The following is an 18,562-nucleotide window of genomic DNA, read 5'->3' as shown; positions in this document are numbered from 1 at the left end:
GCTATGCGTTGGCCCACAAGCTTCATATCATTTTAGATGGTGCGGGATGTCACCGTAGTGACTTGGTCAGAGATGCGGCATTTGTCCTTAATATTGTGCTGCATTATCTTCCACCTTACAGCCCAAACCTCAATCCAATAGAGCGGCTTTGGAAAGTAATGAATGAGAAGTCGAGGAACAACGTTTACTTCAAAAGTAAACGGGACTTCAAGGCGGCAATAGACCAATTTTTTACTGTGACACTTCCAGAGATCGCAGGCTCTTTGGCATCTCGAATTAATGATAATTTTCAGGTTCTCAAGCCTGCATCTTCAAGTTGATTCGGTATAGCTTTGATTGCATTTCTACTGATTATGCATATGCAAACCGAAGTGGTTTACGGCAAGTACTTTCTTGGTCTTTGGGGAGCACAACAATAACTTTGATCGCATTAATTCCCGTCGCCTTGTGCTAAGTTGTCGAAATTGAACTAAAAATCGACAACTTAGCATGAAGCCATACGACCTATATTTCCTGCATACTTCACCCGTACACATTCCACCTTTCTCCGAACTGATGGCAGAGCTCGCACCTGATTTAAAAGTCGCACACTTTGCCGATGCTGACTTGTTGGAACGTTTGGTTGCTGGAGCGGACGAGTCTAAGGTGAAGCAATCAGTACAAGACAAAGTACGCGAGCTTTCTGAGCAAGCAAACTTGGTGGTTTGCACCTGTTCTTCAATTGGTCGCTTTGCTGAATCGCTTACAGAGCAGGGAATCAATTTTCAGCGTATCGACCGCGCAATGGGTGATCAAGCCGTAACTCATGAGCGAGTATTGTTACTTGCGGCATTATCGACAACCATTGAACCTAGCTTGGCGTTACTTGAGACAAGTGAGGGCAATGGTATTCTTCAGTTAGATACGTTTGTGGTTGAAGGTGCTTGGGAGCGTTTTCTCGACCAAGATAACCAAGGTTATTACGACAAGATCAAAGCGGTAATAGAGCAAAAGGCTCGTGATTATGACGTAATCGTATTGGCACAAGCTTCGATGTCAGGTGCGGCATCATTAGTTGATGTCGATATACCAGTATTAAGCAGCCCACGTTTAGGCGTAAAAAGGGCGATTGAAACCTTAAGGACATTCCATGCAAATATCTAGTTGGATTCAGCTTTGCTTACGTGAGCTTGAAGGTACGCCCATAAAAGAACATTCCGATATCGACGCGTCTTTTGCGGAGTCTGAACGTTTCTCAAAATGGAAGGCAAGCAAAAGAGAAGTACGCTTGGAAAAAGTCAGTGATCGTTGCTGGATCAAGAGCTGCACAGGTGGCTACATCACAGAGGTGCACTTAAATGCGGATGGTTCACTCGATGAATACACCTTGTTTGGACGCCTTCAGACCAAAGGGCATTGGGAGCTAGAGGCTGGCGTACTTCATATCACGATCTACAAAGGCGAAAACACTTATGAACTTTCTGTTGCAGGAAACCGTGAACCTTCCATCCACTCTGCGATTGAATACAAAAATGGAGAAGTGCACTCCTATCTAAAACTGACTCCAATTTCTCAATAGCAATTTAACAAGGACGAGTACCACAATATGGATATTGTATTTGTAAGGCATGGCGTGCCAGATTTTACGTTAGCGGATGAGCGGCAGATGACTCAACTTGAGAAGGATTATGCGCCGCTTTGCCAAGAGCATTTGCCCGAGCTGCAAGAAAAACTCAATCATCCAGTCTTCAATGATGCTGAAATCATCATAAGCTCACCTTATACGCGTACTCTTCAAACTGCAGAAATTCTCAATCGTCATCGCGGTTTGCCTTTGTTTGTTGAGCATGACTTGAGAGAGTGGCGTGCTGACAAAGAAGGTGGCTACATTACCTTGAATGAGAGAGACCGACGTTGGCACGAATATCGAGAGCTTTTAAAAGTAGGTATTTCAATGACTGACCCCCGCTATGAACATGTTGACGAGCTAAAAACACGAGCGGAGTTAGTACTGGAGCGTTACCGTCAATATCGAAAGGTTGTTGTCGTGAGCCACTTTAATGTGTTTGAAGCACTACAAGGTTTCCAAGAGGTAGGACTGTCCTGTGGAGAATTTAGGTACATTCGTTTTTGATCGATTTCTTATCTTCTATAGTAAAATCAGACACTAAATTAATTTCAGGTTGCTGTATGAAATCTCTTAACACACTTTTACTTTTGTCCCTTGCAACGTTGTTTGGCTGTACGTCTAAACCGGACGGCGTGGAGCCGGTCAACAACTTTGAACTTCAACCATATCTAGGCAAGTGGTATGAAATTGCGCGTCTTGATCATTCCTTTGAGCGTGGTTTATCGAATGTGACGGCTGAATACGAGTTACGTGAGGATGGTGGCGTAACGGTTATCAACCGAGGCTATTCAGAAGAAGATAAAGAATGGACGCAAGCTGACGGCAAAGCGTATTTCGTCGATGGTGAAAACACAGGGCATTTGAAAGTGTCTTTCTTCGGTCCGTTTTATTCGTCTTACATCGTATTTGAGCTAGGTGAGAACTACGACTACGCGTTTATCTCTGGTTTCAATCACGACTACCTATGGCTACTGTCACGCACACCAACCGTCGATAAAGCAACGATCGAGCGCTTCAAAAAAGTAGCACAAGAGAAAGGCTTCGCGTTGGACGAATTGATTCTTGTAGACCAAACCAAGTAATAGTCACAGCGACAAATGAAACATGCCCCACAAAAAGTAGGGCATGCATTTTACTTAGTCCGGGATTACTTAATCAGTCTAACAACCAAAGAACCGGGTGCGCGGATCGATTCAATGTTGTGACTCAGAACTGTACTCTCTGTTGGCGCGGTATAACGCTGAATCTCATCGCCAAAGCTGTCGTATTGAATCGCAACCAACTGACCTTGTTCTACCTTATCCATCATCTTCACTTGTGGCAGTACAAAGCCACCCAGTTCGGCGCGAATGCTGATGATGTTTTTACCTTCTAGGCAAGGCGTGATCTCTGCAACTTCACCAGACACTACGTCATGACGAGCAAGGATATTGAAGATGCCAGTCACGGTACGGTCGATCAGCTCTTGTTCTGTGTAACGGCCCATGCCCACCTCGATGGTAATGCTTGGAATGCCGCTGTTGTTCCATACAGTTTCAAGTACACCAGCGTCACCCGGATCGTTAAGAATCACGTCAGGGTTAATGAGGCGAGCCATTTCCACAGATTGCTCGATACGGAAATCGGCAAAAACGTACAGCGGGTAAGCAGCACCAGTGGTTTGAGTGTGCAAATCAATCGCCAGTTCTGCGTTCGGCTTAAGAAGGTTATTCCACAAAGCAAATAGGAAGCGGTTTGCTTCGTTGCCATTTGCATCGCCAGGGAAGAAACGGTTTAAGTTTGCAGGAGATGCATCAGGATCCGCAGAGAAGAAGTCACGGCTGTGGTTCAGCATACCCGTTAGGTTGATGGTCGGAACGACAGTTACAGAACCTGCGATGTCTTTACCAATCAGTTCACGAGCGGTCTTTTGCGCCGCTAAAACACCATTGTATTCGTCACCATGAACACCTGCTGTGATCATGATTTTCTTACCCGGTTTTTCGCCTTTGAAAACCAACACAGGCAAATGTTGCCATTGAGATAGGGCGTTGGTTGCGATACGGAACCAAAACTTATGCTCGCCTGCAGGCAAGTCTGTTACGTCAAGAGATTGAATGACTTGATGACCTTGAATTACGTCATCCAGAAATTGTGTTGCCATTAAAGTTGTCACTCCAAAACATCTTACTTCGATGCTTGTTTGCCATACGGCTTGAATTAAAAAAGGCGAGAACTTGTCTCGCCTTATTCTTTATACCCAAACTACGCTTTCGCGTTTAAGTTGCTTGGGGATATTGGTAATCAGTTTACGCAAAACCCATCACGTGAGCTGCGACGACGACAATGCTCGATAGGGTAAAGAGTAATAGCATAAAGCGCCAGCAGAATTTCGCCCAGTCACCCCAGTCGATACGACACACTCCCAGTGTTGCCATTAGAGACGCTGAAGTAGGAACGATAACGTTAGTGAAACCGTCACCAAGCTGGAATGCTAGAACCGCAACCTGACGTGTAACGCCAGCGATGTCTGCAAGAGGAGACAGTAGAGGCATTGTCAGCGCTGCTTGACCTGAACCTGAAGTCACGAAGAAGTTGAAGATAGATTGGAAAACATACATCAACCAAGCCGCAGCAACGTCAGGAAGACCGCTGATCACGCCACCAGCGCTGTTCAGGATCGAGTTCAACACGCTTGCTTCATCGGTAGTACCGCCACCTAGGATAAGCAATACGCCTTTCGCACAACCAACCAATAGAGCAGGAGCAAGCATGATTGCAGCACCTTCTTTAAATGCGTCAGCCGCGCAGTTTAGCGTCATGCCGTTTAGACGGAAGATCGTACCGATAATCGCAACGACAAAACCCATAGTGAAGAATTGAGACGCGATTTCCGGGATGTACCATGCGTTAGCCACTACGCCCCAAACGACCCATACTGTAGTTGCGATAACCGTAAGGATAACTAGGGTGTCACCTAGGTTCCAACGAGAGTCGTGATCACCAAGTTCTTGCTGGCGGAAGTATTTGTCAGTACGGTGGCTGTAAGAAAGCTTAGGGTTTGCTTTGATACGCGCTGCGTAAATCATAGTGAAAGCAATACCAATCGCGGTAAACGCAGCCCAAAGGCCCATACGTACAGTCATACCAGACAGAACCGGAATACCAGCGATACCTTGCGCGATCGCTACCGAGAATGGGTTCATCCAAGATGTTGCAAAACCAATCTGAGTCGCAACGTAGGTCACCATTACTGTAGTGATACCATCGTAGCCAAGGCGAACCATTAGTGGCGCAATGATAATCGCAAATGCAACGGCTTCTTCACCCATACCAAATACTGCGCCGCCCAAAGAGAACAGCAAGAACAGAACGGGAATGAATAGTGCTTCGTTACCTTTGGTCTTATCGATAAGGCGAAGGATACCGTTGTCTATTGTGCCTGTGCGCATTACCACGCCAAATGCACCACCGATAACCAGCATGAACATGATAACGCCAATCGCGCTGCCCCATTTAGAGCCTGAAACCAGACCTTCGAATGGGAAGTTCATTAGACCAATGCCACCGCCTGAAGCGAACAGTCCAACCTTGTTGTAAACCAATTCACCGTTTTCGTCGGTTGCATAAGAGAAAGAAGATGGATCGATAACTGTGCGAGTTTTTTCTGCACCGTCGACCATGTACGTCACCTGTTGGCTATCGAAATGACCAGCAGGAATTAAGTAGGTAAGAATCGCAGCAAGAATACCAACAATGAAGATCAAAATGAGGGTATCAGGCATCTGCCATGATTTAGGGGTTGCCGCCGATTCCGATGGCTGAGCGTGTGTGTGAGACATAACCTATTTCACGTCGAATAATAGAAAGCATGAAATATCGATAAAATAGAATAAAAAGTCAATATTAACTGAGTCGGTGAACTATAAATTCATCAATAATTTGATCTAAAGAGGGTTGAGTTGATTATCAATTATTTATTGGTTAATAATTTTGGCTGGATGTTGTATGGATGAAAACAGAGTTAGGACTTGTAGCGATTCACAAGCCCCATAATTATTCACTTTTCTGTATGAGATAGTTGTTCTGAATAAAACGCAGCAACATCGCGTAAATCTTCATCATTCAACATGCGTAATTGGGCTGCCATCATCTCAGCCAAAGGGCCTAAGCGAAGCCCATCTTGATAGGCTTTCATAGAATCATACAGGTACTGAGCATTCTGGCCAGCTAGGTTAGGGTAAGCGTCGTTAGTCGTTATGCCATTCGAACCATGACAATAGACACAGCTTGGTGATTTAAGTTTGCCTTTTTCTGCGTCACCGAATGGTTTCGCCACAACAGAGGAAGAGAGAATAAGAGACGCTAGAAGCACGTATCTAAGCATGGATAGTTCTCGAATTTAAAATATTGGTTTCGAGATAGAATAAAGCTTCCCCTTAGGGGAAGCTCAATGATCAAAATCAAGTTAAAGCATAGATTTAAGGCTAGATAGGAAAGTATCGATGTCTTGTGCCGAAATATCTTTATGCGTCACGAAGCGGATTGGGTTTCCTGGAGTAATCGTGATGCCTTGCTCTTTCATCTTTTCTGCAATACCAGCGATATCCACTTGTGGATCAAGTTTGGCAAAAACGATGTTGGTTTGAACAAATTCTGGATTAACAGAGAAACCAGGCAATTCCGCTAAACCTTCCGCTAATGTCTTTGCATTGATGTGGTCTTGTTGTAGTTGTTCCACTTGCTCGGTAAGGGCTAGTTTACCAGCTGCAGCAAGAATACCCGCTTGGCGCATACCACCGCCGACCATCTTTCTTAGGCGACGAGCTTTTGCGATGTACTCTTTGTTGCCAAGCAATAATGAGCCAACAGGGGCAGCCAAACCTTTAGATAAACAGATAGTCATTGAATCAAAGTACTGACCAATCTCTTTCACCGGAACATCAAGCGCAACGGCTGCGTTAAATACGCGAGCGCCATCTAGGTGCATCTGCAAGTTATGTTTGTTCACAAACTCACGAGCCTCTGCAAGGTAGGAAAGAGGAATCACTTTACCGTTGATGGTGTTCTCTAAGCTAAGTAGGCGAGTACGTGCAAAGTGCGCGTCATCTGGCTTGATTGCAGCTTCTAGCTTATCGAATGGCAAAGTACCGTCTGGGTTGTTTTCAATCGGTTGAGGTTGGATAGAGCCCAGTACCGCCGCACCGCCAGCTTCGTACTTGTAGTTATGCGCTTGCTGACCACATAGGTATTCGTCACCGCGCTCACAATGCGCCATTAAGCCAAGTAAGTTTGCTTGTGTGCCAGAGGTTGTGAACATTGCCGCTTCAAAGCCCGCAAGCTCAGCAGCAAATTGTTCTAACTCGTTAACGGTTGGGTCATCACCGTACACATCATCGCCGACAGGAGCGGTAAACATTGCTTCACGCATTGCTTGGGTAGGTTGTGTAACGGTATCTGATCGAAAGTCCATAATTCTCTCCTCGGTCGAAAAGACCTAAATATAACCGCAAAGACGAGCTTTGCTTAGGCAAGCGATAGTTTTGGCATCAGTAATCATGCCTTGAATAATCTGTTGTTCGAGTTCTTCTCGTGACAATGTCACCACTTCAATGACTTCATCGTCGTCACACTCGTATCGATTGGTCCTGTTCAGTTGCTCAGCAACAAACAAGTACTGGATTTCATCACAGAAACCAGCAAGAGGGGTAACTTGACCAAGCGATGTGAACTTTTCGGCGCTGTATCCTGTTTCTTCTTCCAACTCTCTTTGAGCGCAGTGCAAAGGATCTTCATCGCCTTCACGTGTGCCAGCAGGCAATTCAAGCAGCCATTTGTTAAGAGAGGGGCGGAATTGATTAACAAGAACGATGTTGCCATCTGAAGTAATGGGTAAGATAACGGCAGCACCGGGGTGTTGGATAGTGGTATGTTTGATCATCCGACCAGTTGGTAGCTTGATTTCCTCTTCGACCAGAGAAATCTGCTTCCATGTATGAATTGTTTTGCTCATGCAGTTGTGGATCCTAGCTGTAACCGCGTGTTGACGTGTTTTGCACATTAACCACAAACCGCGTGAAACAAAAGTAGAAAATGGTTTCATACTCTTATGAAACCTGCACTTTCAGTGAGTTATGTCCCATAAATGAAAACTATGGTTACCCGCGCACGCGCGCGAGGAGCATCTGGTATAACCGAGGTTCACTAAAAAATACACTTGTAACAAAGTGATAACAAATGTATAAAATTAAATATACAGCCTCAGTTCAACAGCCGGAGCTTTTATGATTCAACCATCTTTCGCATCAAATGCAGAAAAGGCGCTTCTTTCAGAGCGTATCAACAAGCTGGCTAAAGCACTGACCGACGGCGTTTACGAGCGTGAACACACCATCAAACTTTGTCTTCTTGCCGCTCTAGCGGGTGAGAGCGTCTTTCTTTTAGGTCCTCCGGGCATTGCAAAAAGCTTAATCGCCAAACGTCTTATCCAAGCATTTGATAACAGTAGTTACTTTGAGTACTTAATGACTCGCTTCTCAACACCAGAAGAAGTGTTTGGTCCGTTGAGCATTCAAGAGCTGAAAGATAATGGTCGTTACGTTCGTCTTACCCAAGGTTACCTACCAACGGCGCAGGTGGTTTTCCTTGATGAGATCTGGAAAGCAGGCCCTGCTATTCTGAACACGTTGTTGACCGTTGTGAACGAAAAGACATTTAAAAACGGCAGCGATATCGAACGTGTACCGATGCGTCTTTTGGTTTCTGCATCAAACGAGTTGCCAGATGAAGACAGCGGCTTAGACGCACTTTATGACCGTATGTTGGTGCGTGTGTTTGTAAACCGCATTCAGGACAAACAAAACTTCAAATCCATGCTGACAGTGGGTACGTCTCAAGAAGCGCAAGTTCCAGAAGGCTTGGCGATCACAGACGAAGAATACCACCTCTGGCAGCAACAGCTCGACAAACTCACTCTGACGGACAACGCATTCGAAAAGCTGTTCCAACTAAAAACGATGTTGGAAACCAAAGTCGAGTCTGAGTTTGGCGACGCATCATTAACAGACATGTACGTGTCTGACCGCCGTTGGAAAAAAGCGGTCAAACTGCTTAAAGCAAGTGCATTCTTTAATGGTCGTGACGAAATCAACCCACTTGATCTTCTGCTACTTCAAGATTGTTTATGGAACAGCCCTGAGTCACGCGATGTCGTTCGCGGTGTGATTCAAGAGTTCGCACTTAAACATGCCTTTGACCAGCAAGAAGCAGAACAAGAGATCGAATACTGTCGTGAATCTTTGGTTGATGTACAGCGTGAGCTTGAAGACAAATATCGCATGACGCTAAACGCTGAAGCAGCAACAGGTCTGCTTCGCAAAGAAACCATGAGCTTCGACACATCCAAAGCGAAAACTTACAAAGTAGGCGCGGCGGTGAATCTGGTTAAGCTGGTTATTCTACAAAGCAACATGTCGGTTTCTGAATCAGAGAAGGGTGACAGCCGCTGGGTATACGTGCCAAAAGATGAGCTTGATCGAGTAATCAAAGATGGCCATGGCGATGTGTATGGCTACGTAAACCAAAACACCAATATGTGTCGTTTGCGTTTTGATGTCGATGCAGCCAACAACCTAGTGATCCGTGACATTGCTAACCGAGGCGTGTTGGTGAGCTTGGTTACTAAACAAGGTTTAGATGTTGAGCTTTACCAAAAATGGTTGGCAGAAAGCGAAAAAGCAGTCAGCCAATTGAGTGAAGCTGAACATCATATGCGTAAGGTTAAAGCCAATTTCCATGGCGCATTGCCGCACAGCTTCGTGGATCCAGAGTTACCACGTCTAATGGAGTCGAGTCTACAACAGGTGAGCCAGAGACTTGAGTCTATCCAAGGTGAAAGCGAGAAGATCATTCAACGCTTCAAAAACTTACATCAGTTTTTCTCTTAAGGAGACGACATGTTAGGTGCAGACGGACTCAACTTAGCGCTCATGGTGGCAGATTCAGGCATCATTGATAGTGCGGTTAACGATTTAATGGCGCGTTCACAAGTCATGATGGTGGCGGAAAACCGAGGCATGAAATCCTCATTAAAAAACCATCTACTTAAATGGCGTGGCAACGTGAAAAAGCGCATGACGAAAGTCTGTGAGACAGAACGTTTCCAACAAGAACTCGCACTTTACCAAGAAGTCATTTATTGGGATGAGAACGAGTTCTTTGAACGCATTGACGACGTGATCAAGAAGCTTGAATGGCACTCAGCGTTTTACATGCAAGCGCGTCGTATGATGGAGAAGAACAAAGGGGTGAACAATCCAATGTTCCCTCATTACTTCTGTGACCAGTGGTATCAAAGCCTTGCTGAAGCAATCAAACAAGCACAAGTTTCTGAGCTTGAAGAGAACAAAGAAAAAGTCCTTAACGACCTTTATCAACGTATGGAAACCATGCGCAACATGGACAAAGTGACGGAAGCTGGTGACGAAGAAAGCGTAGGGCGCTTGTGGGATATGGCGTCCGCTAAGTTGAGTAAAACCGACTTAACCGTGATGAAGCGCCACGCAGAGTTCCTTAAAAAGCACAAAGGCTTGCAAGATATCGCAGAACAGCTTGGTCGCATGGCGGGACAAGTGAATGATCCTGACCTCAACCGCGCACCAGCAGAAGAGCTGCAAATGGTTGAGGAAAAGAGTGACGAAGCGACAGACGATATCGTCGGTATTCATGAAAGTGATGATCTCAACAAACTGCTACCGAACGAAACCATGTTTTTGGCGTACCCAGAGCTGGAAGTCGTGTTCTACAAGCATCTGGTTGATAAACGTTTGATGAACTACCGCACGCAAGGTAAGTCTCGCACACTACGTAAAGTGAAAGCGCACAAACCAGATCACAAAGCGGTCGACGTTGAAAAAGGACCGTTTATCGTTTGTGTTGATGCGTCAGGCTCGATGAGTGGCTTCCCAGAACAATGTGCCAAGGCTATGGCTTATGCACTGATGCAAATCGCTCTGGCTGAACAACGTGACTGTTATGTGATTATCTTCTCTACTGAGCACATTACTTACGAGTTAACGCGTCAGGATGGCTTACGTGAAGCTGCCGACTTTTTAACTTACAGCTTCCATGGTGGTACGGATTTGGAGCCAACGTTGATTAAATCCATCGATTTGATGAACAGCGACAAATACAAAAACGCCGACATGGTTGTGATTTCAGACTTCATTGCGCCAAAACAGCAAGATGAGTTGCTCGCAAAAGTTGATGCGTTAAAAGCGAAGAAGAACCGCTTCCATGCCATTAGCTTGTCGAAGTACGGCAACCCAGCATTAATGTCGATGTTTGACCACACTTGGTCTTACCATCCAAATGTAGTAGGGCGCTTATTTAAACGCGTTGCCAACGGTTAATAGCGTGAATAGAGATACAAAAGCGGCATCGATTGCCGCTTTTATTTCGTCTATCTGTTTTGATTTGTCTTAACCAAAGTGAGTAAATCTGTACGGTTTAGGTCGAATTAACATCGGATTGGTTTAAAACAAAGCAAACAAACAGAAATTTTGGATTTTTATTTGACTATATTTCCTGAATCCGTAAAGTAGCACCCAACGCGACGGAGCAGAGCCTTTAAGCGTAAACAATTTGGCGCCTTGGCAGAGTGGCTATGCAGCGGATTGCAAATCCGTGGACCTCGGTTCGACTCCGGGAGGCGCCTCCATATTATCGGATATGGCAATAGCGATATTCAGATGCGAGAGCATCAACAATAGACCAGCGAGAGCTGGTTTTTTTTTGTCCGAAATTTGGTGTGTGAATACGCTATATTCAGTATCTTAGATAGCCCTCAAGAACGTCTTACAAAAGTTTACCTCACCATACAAACTAATACGCTGTTGCTAGTTTATCTTTAACCCGATGATACAAAGAAGTTTTTGGCTTCGCTCTGCTGTTGTTTAGTGAGGCGATATCTTTTCTTGAGTGTGTATAGTATTTTGTATATCAACATTTGCTGTTATCATTTTTATCAATAAGAGCTGCAGCTGATTAACATCTCTGTAGCTTTGTAGCCTCTCCCATGTGCCACGGGGAGAACGCTCCTTACAATCGATACGACAACAGGAAAACAATACGTGACCTTTAGAATACATACTGCTCATGCATATTCCCTTTTGATGTTTACCACCCTATTTGCTTTAGCAGGCTGTGGAGGTGACTCCGGCGGTACAACTGTTACACCGCTTGGTGAACCTCAAACTCCATACACCCCTAAATTTGCTTCTGAAAGTTTAGTTCTAAACTTAAAAGATAATAGGGACATTAATGTCGAACGTGTTGAAAATACAAGTCGACTCGTTTCTGCTTTTTATGATGAAGAAATGGAGAGACTCTTTTCCGCTGTAGGTTTACCTGACAATTCGACAATAGACGACTTAAGAAACAAGCTTTCAGCCCTAGTTGGCGAAACGGAACGTGGGTATGACAGAATGTATTCTATTTACGATTCTGGTGTGAGCTTCCATATTGATTCAAATTCTTACCTCGCCTTTGGCCTAAAAGATATTTTTGAGGACCAATCCGAATTGCGAGGGGATCATTACACTCATATAGGGCTTGTTTCGATACCTAACCAGATAGATTGCTCTTTGATAATAAGTGTTTTTGATAAACCATCTCTCACGTGCGAGAGTAACGATGACGGCAATCAACTTGCCATGTCATACAGAGAAACAAATCAGTGGGCTGAATACAGTTTTAAGTTGTCGTCAGATGATTTCAATTTTGATGAAACATCTGTCACCTTTCAGCCTAATACAAGGAAAATTGAGCTGAAGCAAAACGGTAACTCTGCAAAAGAAGGATGGTTAAACAATGACACATCAGTATCATGGATTAACTAGAACGACCGATTAATTCTGACAACAAGGGCGAGCCTTACCAGCTCGCCTTTCTCGTTGGGAAAGCCTTTAAAAGCCAAGTGTGAACTTTCTTGCGGCAATCTATGGGAAATCTCTTTAGAATGTCTTGTTGGACAAGCAAGCAGTGAAGACACATGAGAAATACCGACGACTACATTATTTTCTATCATTTGGTTGAGCAAGGTTCATTCAGCGCCGCTGCAAGACAAATGGAACTCACTAAGTCGGTCGTCAGTAAGCGCATTGCCAAATTAGAGCAGGAGATAGGTGTTCAACTGCTTTATCGAACCACACGCACGCTTAAACTGACAGAAGCGGGGCAATCCTTCTTCGAACATGCTCGTAGTGTTTATCAAGCCGTCGCGACCGCCGAGGAGTCGATTGTTGGTTTAGGCAAGAGCCTATCCGGCAACATCAAGATTACCGTTCCGACCATCTCTGGTGAACTTATCCTTCCTACCGTCATTTCTGAATTCAACCAAGCTTATCCAGATATCAACATTGATATGGATCTGGACAACCGATTCGCCGACATCGTCAACGAAGGTTTTGACCTTGCCATTCGTACTGGGGTTTTACCTGACTCAAGCCTAATCGCGCGTAAGCTAGTTGATGCAAACTGGATTGTGTGTGCATCGCCTAGGTACGTCGCCAAACATGGCAAACCAAAAACGCCGGACGATCTCACCAAGCACAATTGCTTGGTTTACGCCTATCAAGAGACAGGGGCTCGCGAGTGGGCTTTCAAGCGTGATGATGAGGTGCATCAGGTCAAGGTGGATGGAAATCTATGTACCAATAACTCATCTGCGTTACGCAACGTCGCTTTGCTAGGGCAAGGTATCATTTATGTGCCTCGGGTACTGGTTTATGAAGACTTGCAGCAAGGTAAGCTGATTCAGTTGTTTAAAGACGAAACGGCTAAGTGTTTGGGCATTTATGCCGTGTACCCATACACTCGTCAGCAACCAGAAAAGATTAAGATCTTTATCGAGCATCTGTATCAATGCTTTCAACGTCGTAGCCATCAATTCTAGTGGCTCAACTTTTCTAAAAGTAATGATTCTTCTTTGATCGAAGGAATTCGCTCTAAATTTTAAACTCTCCAATCTATCGACTTTCTTCATTAACCGACAATGTCACAACCATATAACGCTGCTATAACGTCATGGTATTCACATGTTGTGGTTTTGTTTTGGCTGAATATTCTTTCAAGGTCAGGTATGTAAGGCCTTGTTGACACTTTCGACTTTCTTTTTCTTCGATATCGTGCACATTTGTTAACAATGTACTTTGCTATTGTTTCTTTTTGGAAACGATAAGTTTCTTTGTTGATTTTATAGTCCTTATAATTTTAAGTAATTGAATATATAGGTAATTAATGTGGTTAACTTTATCTGGACGTTGTTATCGGACTTTGGTGGCATGGACGTTCAGATTCGGACTACTTATATTGGCTGGGCATAATAACTAGAGATACGGATATGAAACAGAAGCAGCTCATCGACGCGTTTGTCACCATTGTCGGGGAAGAAAATGTCCTTACCGATCAAATCAAAACCAAGTATTACCGCAGCGGTTTTCGCTCAGGAAGTGGCACGGCATTGGCGGTGGTTTTTCCTAAGACTTTACTAGAGCAGTGGAAGGTCATCCAACAATGTGTAGACAATAATTGCATCATCATCATGCAAGCGGCTAAGACGGGGCTGACCGAAGGCTCAGCGCCAAATGGTAGTGATTACGACCGCGACGTGGTGGTGATCAATATTACCAAGATGAAGCAAATCTATCTGTTAGACGGCGGTAAGCAAGCGGTTTGTCTTCCGGGAGCAAGTTTACATTCATTAGAAAAAGAGCTGCGAGCAGTTAATCGTGCGCCGCATTCAGTGATTGGTTCTTCCTCTCTTGGCGCAACCGTTGTAGGTGGCATTGCAAACAACTCTGGCGGCGCTTTGGTTAAACGTGGTCCGGCTTACACAGAGTTAGCAATATTCGCTCAGGTGGACAAAGACGGTAAGCTCAATCTTGTTAACCACCTTGGTATTGAAGGATTAGGCTCGACGCCTGAAGAGATCTTACAGAACATTCAGGATGGTAACTTCGACCCAGACAAAGTGATTCATGATGAACGCATGGCGTCGGATAAAGAATACGACGAACGTGTTCGCGATGTGACTTCAGTTATCCCATCGCGCTTTAATGCCGACGAACGCCGTCTGTACGAGGCGAGCGGTTGTGCGGGTAAGCTTGGCGTGTTCGCTGTTCGAGTCGATAGCTATCCAACCCCTGAGAAAGAGCAGGTGTTCTACCTAGGTACTAACGATCCAGATAAACTGACCAAGCTGAGAAAAGATTTCCTTACTCAATTCGAAAACTTACCAGAAATGGGTGAGTACCTTCACCGAGACATCTTCAACATGGCAGAGAAATACGGTAAAGATGTGTTCCTTTCTATCGATTTATTAGGCACAGACAATCCGCCTAAGATGTTCTCGCTGAAAGCTAAGGTTGAAAACTTCTTAGAGCGTGTGCCGTTGGTTAGCAAATACCTGCCAGATACTATTCTCTACTACGCAAGCAAGTTGTTCCCGCAGCATCTTCCTAAACGCATGTTGGAATACCGTGATAAGTACGAACACCATCTTGTCCTTAAAATGAGCGATGGCGGTATTGTCGAAGCGCAGAAGTACCTTAAAGAGGTGTGGGCGGCTGAGCACGACAGTGACTTCTTCGAATGTACGCCAGAAGAGGGTAAGAAAGCGTATCTACACCGTTTTGCAGCAGCAGGCGCAGCCATTCGTTACGAAACCATTCATCGCAAGGAAGTGGAAGACATCGTTGCTCTTGATATTGCGTTACGACGTAACGATGAAGAGTGGTTAGAAACATTACCAGAAGAAGTAAGTAAGAACCTCGTTAAGTCTCTCTATTACGGGCACTTTATGTGTTATGTATTCCACCAAGACTATGTCTTCAAAAAGGGCACCGACACCAAGTTGATGAAGAAGTTAATGCTGGAGCACCTCAACAGTCGCGGTGCAAAATACCCAGCGGAACACAACGTAGGGCATCTGTACGAAGCGGAAAACTCGCTGCAAAAGTTCTACCATCAACTTGATCCAACCAACACCTTCAACCCTGGCATAGGTAAAATGGACCGCTACAAGCGTAACTGTAACTGCTGTGCGTAAGCACTAAACCGATATGATGTGGAGAGTCGCTTAATACAGCGGCTCTTTTTTTAACAAGAAATAGTGTAATAAGCCGTTTGAGTTTTAATCGGATCGCTCAACTCCCATACGTTCAGTCGTGTTTTTAACCACATGAATCAAAAAGAATAAATTTATTGTTGACCTGAAATCTTAATCCGTTAAAGTACGCCTCGTTCTCACGGCGAAGGTCGTTAGAACAGATGGTGTTACCATCGCATTGATTGCGTTGCCCTGGTGGTGGAATTGGTAGACACAAGGGATTTAAAATCCCTCGACGTTCGCGTTGTGCCGGTTCAAGTCCGGCCCGGGGCACCATCCGAAAATTGAGTGGGTGAATTTAATATCCCGCCGTCGAGTTGACCGGCCGAGTGTCGGACCATCAATTCCGGCCCGGGGCACCATCTCAAATTATGCGACACTAGCTCAGTTGGTAGAGCGCAACCTTGCCAAGGTTGAGGTCACGAGTTCGAACCTCGTGTGTCGCTCCAGTTGAGGCGCCTTGGCAGAGTGGCTATGCAGCGGATTGCAAATCCGTGGACCTCGGTTCGACTCCGGGAGGCGCCTCCATTATTTTCGAAAGCTCGTCATCATGACGGGCTTTCTTCGTTTTAGCGCAACAGAATTGACGCGCCTTACTTCCTCTTTCTGCTGTTTACTTATTATCTCCTCCCTGATTATTTGATCGTGATTCAATAATTGCGTTCAATTAGTTATTGGTTTTATAAATGTTACACAACTCAATAATTGTAGAGGGTGATTGGTGATAATTTCTCCACGATTGTAGTCCGAACTTTTTGTTGTACAACAAACGGTTAGTTGGATCTTTTCTTCCTGTCATGTTGGCTCTCTAAGCTCGAACTTCGTTCTAAAACGTGAGAGAAAAATAATGAAAACATTCAACCTTACACCCACACTTTTACCTTTAACTTTGCTGCTCAGTTCGCCGGTAATGGCGGCTCAAAATGGAACCATGATGCAGTATTTCCATTGGTATGTGCCAAATGACGGTGCACTCTGGACGCAAGTTGAAAACAACGCGCCAGCACTATCGGACAACGGCTTTACCGCATTATGGCTACCGCCTGCCTATAAAGGTGCTGGTGGCAGCAACGACGTAGGTTATGGCGTTTACGATATGTATGACTTGGGGGAATTTGATCAAAAAGGATCGGTGCGAACCAAATACGGCACGAAAGATCAATACCTCGATGCCATCAAAGCGGCACACGCAAACAACATTCAAATTTATGGTGATGTGGTGTTTAACCACCGTGGCGGTGCGGATGGTAAATCGTGGGTCGACACCAAGCGAGTCGATTGGAACAATCGGAACATTGAACTCGGCGACAAATGGATTGAAGCTTGGGTCGAATTTAGCTTTCCGGGGCGTAACGACAAATACTCAGATTTCCATTGGACGTGGTATCACTTTGACGGCGTTGACTGGGACGACGCAGGTAAAGAAAAAGCGATCTTCAAATTCAAAGGCGATGGCAAAGCATGGGATAGGGAAGTCAGTTCTGAAAAAGGCAACTATGACTATCTCATGTACGCAGATTTAGATATGGACCACCCAGAAGTGAAGCAAGAGCTGAAAGACTGGGGCGAGTGGTACTTAAAAATTACGGGTGTGGATGGCTTCCGAATGGACGCAGTCAAACACATCAAATATCAATACCTGCAAGAGTGGATCGATTACTTGCGACAGAAAACGGGCAAAGAGTTGTTTACTGTCGGTGAGTACTGGAACTACGGCGTGAACAATCTGCACAACTTTATCACCAAGACGTCTGGCAGTATGTCGTTGTTTGATGCACCGTTACACATGAACTTCTATAACGCTTCACGCTCCGGTGGTAACTTCGACATGCGTCGTATCATGGATGGTACCTTGATGAAGGACAACCCAGTGAAAGCAGTGACTCTGGTTGAGAACCACGATACGCAGCCTCTTCAAGCGCTAGAATCTCCTGTCGATTGGTGGTTCAAGCCTCTCGCGTACGCGTTTATCTTGTTACGTGAAGAGGGCTATCCGTCAGTCTTTTATGCTGATTACTACGGCGCGCAATACAGTGATAAAGAGCACGACATCAACATGGTGAAAGTGCCGTACATTGAGCAATTGGTGAAAGCTCGTAAAGATTATGCGTATGGTAAACAGCATTCTTACCTCGACCATTGGGACGTGATTGGCTGGACAAGAGAGGGGGATGCGGAACATCCTAACTCAATGGCGGCTATCATGAGCGATGGCCCTGGTGGAGCAAAATGGATGTACACAGGTTCGCCGAGCACTCGTTACGTCGATAAGTTAGGTATTCGCAACGAAGAAGTCTGGACTGACGCCAACGGTTGGGCAGAGTTCCCAGTGAACGGTGGTTCGGTTTCTGTTTGGGTTGGCGTTAAATAATCCAACTTTCAGACTTGCAGATGTGACGAATTTCGAAAATAGTGCGCATTTAATCAATGTGTTGTTTGATATTCATGAAACATATGCGTAACTTTATACCAAAGTATTATCACTAGGCAGATTAAGGAAGGGAATCTATGGCTGACGTTTTGATTGTTGCGATTGTATTCGGTGCAATATTTGGTGGCGGTATCGTTAAGCTTATTCTTAATCATCGTAAGGAAGTAAGAGCGTTAGAGATTTCTGAACGCAACCAGATGAGTCAAGAAGAGCGAGATGGTCTGAACAAGCAAGTAGAAGACCTAAAACAACGTGTTGAAGTATTAGAGCGCATCGTTACTGACAACAGATACCAACTTGATAAAGAAATTGCGTCTTTGTAATTCCGAACCAAGAAGAAAGAGCCAGTTTAATACTTAACTCCTATCACTTAACG

The 18,562-nt window shown here is 44.9% G+C and carries 17 protein-coding genes and 4 tRNA genes; 16 read left to right on the top strand and 5 right to left on the bottom strand.

Translation table 11 applies throughout. The features are described from left to right. From KIV40_RS08000 to KIV40_RS07980, 5 genes are all read left to right on the top strand, one after another. Positions 1 to 320, top strand: a 320-nt coding sequence (locus KIV40_RS08000) for a transposase (protein ID WP_285348626.1), incomplete at its 5' end; no start/stop codon positions are given. Between the two features lie 169 nt (positions 321 to 489). Beyond that, on the top strand, positions 490 to 1,143 hold the full coding sequence (locus tag KIV40_RS07995; RefSeq protein WP_285348625.1) for an amino-acid racemase: 654 nt from the start codon (positions 490 to 492) through the stop codon (positions 1,141 to 1,143). Then, the gene (locus tag KIV40_RS07990; protein ID WP_285348623.1) at positions 1,130 to 1,558 is read left to right on the top strand and encodes a hypothetical protein; all 429 of its coding nucleotides are present in this window, start codon (positions 1,130 to 1,132) and stop codon (positions 1,556 to 1,558) included. The genes KIV40_RS07995 and KIV40_RS07990 overlap by 14 nt, the downstream gene beginning before the upstream one ends. Before the next feature lie 27 nt (positions 1,559 to 1,585). Further along, entirely contained in the window at positions 1,586 to 2,113 is a 528-nt protein-coding gene (locus KIV40_RS07985) for a histidine phosphatase family protein (RefSeq protein ID WP_045376854.1), read from the top strand. 56 nt (positions 2,114 to 2,169) lie between these two features. Continuing rightward, positions 2,170 to 2,691: a lipocalin family protein gene (locus KIV40_RS07980; RefSeq protein WP_285348621.1), complete on the top strand. Its 522-nt coding sequence runs from the start codon at positions 2,170 to 2,172 to the stop codon at positions 2,689 to 2,691. A 65-nt stretch (positions 2,692 to 2,756) separates the two neighbouring features. Here the strand turns inward: KIV40_RS07980 and KIV40_RS07975 are convergent, their stop codons facing one another. The 5 genes from KIV40_RS07975 to KIV40_RS07955 form a co-directional block, all read right to left on the bottom strand. Then, complete coding sequence (locus KIV40_RS07975) at positions 2,757 to 3,752, bottom strand: succinylglutamate desuccinylase/aspartoacylase family protein (protein WP_285348620.1); 996 nt, start codon at positions 3,750 to 3,752, stop codon at positions 2,757 to 2,759. 145 nt (positions 3,753 to 3,897) lie between these two features. Continuing rightward, entirely contained in the window at positions 3,898 to 5,430 is a 1,533-nt protein-coding gene (gene yfcC, locus KIV40_RS07970; protein WP_285348617.1) for a putative basic amino acid antiporter YfcC, read from the bottom strand. 218 nt (positions 5,431 to 5,648) lie between these two features. After that, a complete protein-coding gene (locus KIV40_RS07965; RefSeq protein ID WP_012129283.1) occupies positions 5,649 to 5,975 on the bottom strand; it encodes a cytochrome c in 327 nt (108 codons plus the stop codon). Positions 5,976 to 6,056: 81 nt separating this feature from the next. Then, entirely contained in the window at positions 6,057 to 7,061 is a 1,005-nt protein-coding gene (ltaE, locus tag KIV40_RS07960) for a low-specificity L-threonine aldolase (RefSeq protein WP_285348616.1), read from the bottom strand. Positions 7,062 to 7,085: 24 nt separating this feature from the next. Further along, complete coding sequence (locus tag KIV40_RS07955) at positions 7,086 to 7,601, bottom strand: NUDIX hydrolase (protein WP_005426847.1); 516 nt, start codon at positions 7,599 to 7,601, stop codon at positions 7,086 to 7,088. A 271-nt stretch (positions 7,602 to 7,872) separates the two neighbouring features. Here KIV40_RS07955 and KIV40_RS07950 point away from each other — a divergent pair, with 271 nt between their 5' ends. The 11 genes from KIV40_RS07950 to KIV40_RS07900 all read left to right on the top strand — a co-directional run bounded on the left by KIV40_RS07950 (position 7,873) and on the right by KIV40_RS07900 (position 18,509). Continuing rightward, positions 7,873 to 9,534: an ATPase RavA domain-containing protein gene (locus KIV40_RS07950; RefSeq protein WP_285348615.1), complete on the top strand. Its 1,662-nt coding sequence runs from the start codon at positions 7,873 to 7,875 to the stop codon at positions 9,532 to 9,534. 9 nt (positions 9,535 to 9,543) lie between these two features. After that, positions 9,544 to 10,998 (top strand): ATPase RavA stimulator ViaA, encoded by a 1,455-nt coding sequence (gene viaA / locus KIV40_RS07945; protein ID WP_285348614.1) that lies wholly within the window; start codon positions 9,544 to 9,546, stop codon positions 10,996 to 10,998. Between the two features lie 234 nt (positions 10,999 to 11,232). Continuing rightward, positions 11,233 to 11,306: transfer RNA gene (locus KIV40_RS07940), tRNA-Cys, on the top strand. A 412-nt stretch (positions 11,307 to 11,718) separates the two neighbouring features. Beyond that, positions 11,719 to 12,486, top strand: coding sequence for a hypothetical protein (locus tag KIV40_RS07935; RefSeq protein ID WP_134977062.1), 768 nt, complete (start codon positions 11,719 to 11,721; stop codon positions 12,484 to 12,486). A gap of 152 nt (positions 12,487 to 12,638) precedes the next feature. Beyond that, entirely contained in the window at positions 12,639 to 13,541 is a 903-nt protein-coding gene (locus KIV40_RS07930) for a LysR family transcriptional regulator (RefSeq protein ID WP_134977064.1), read from the top strand. A gap of 447 nt (positions 13,542 to 13,988) precedes the next feature. Next, the gene (gene dld, locus KIV40_RS07925; protein ID WP_285348611.1) at positions 13,989 to 15,695 is read left to right on the top strand and encodes a D-lactate dehydrogenase; all 1,707 of its coding nucleotides are present in this window, start codon (positions 13,989 to 13,991) and stop codon (positions 15,693 to 15,695) included. Between the two features lie 249 nt (positions 15,696 to 15,944). Next, positions 15,945 to 16,031: transfer RNA gene (locus KIV40_RS07920), tRNA-Leu, on the top strand. A gap of 97 nt (positions 16,032 to 16,128) precedes the next feature. Beyond that, positions 16,129 to 16,204: transfer RNA gene (locus KIV40_RS07915), tRNA-Gly, on the top strand. 5 nt (positions 16,205 to 16,209) lie between these two features. Further along, a tRNA-Cys gene (locus tag KIV40_RS07910) sits at positions 16,210 to 16,283 on the top strand. 319 nt (positions 16,284 to 16,602) lie between these two features. Continuing rightward, the gene (gene amyS, locus KIV40_RS07905; protein WP_285348610.1) at positions 16,603 to 18,126 is read left to right on the top strand and encodes an alpha-amylase; all 1,524 of its coding nucleotides are present in this window, start codon (positions 16,603 to 16,605) and stop codon (positions 18,124 to 18,126) included. A 137-nt stretch (positions 18,127 to 18,263) separates the two neighbouring features. After that, positions 18,264 to 18,509 carry a hypothetical protein gene (locus tag KIV40_RS07900; RefSeq protein WP_005427091.1) on the top strand — a complete coding sequence of 82 codons (246 nt, stop codon included), beginning with the start codon at positions 18,264 to 18,266 and terminating at the stop codon, positions 18,507 to 18,509. Positions 18,510 to 18,562: the final 53 nt, after the last annotated feature.

It is taken from the genome of Vibrio sp. D173a (genome assembly GCF_030248475.1).
This window is presented reverse-complemented; position numbering and strand designations above follow the sequence as displayed.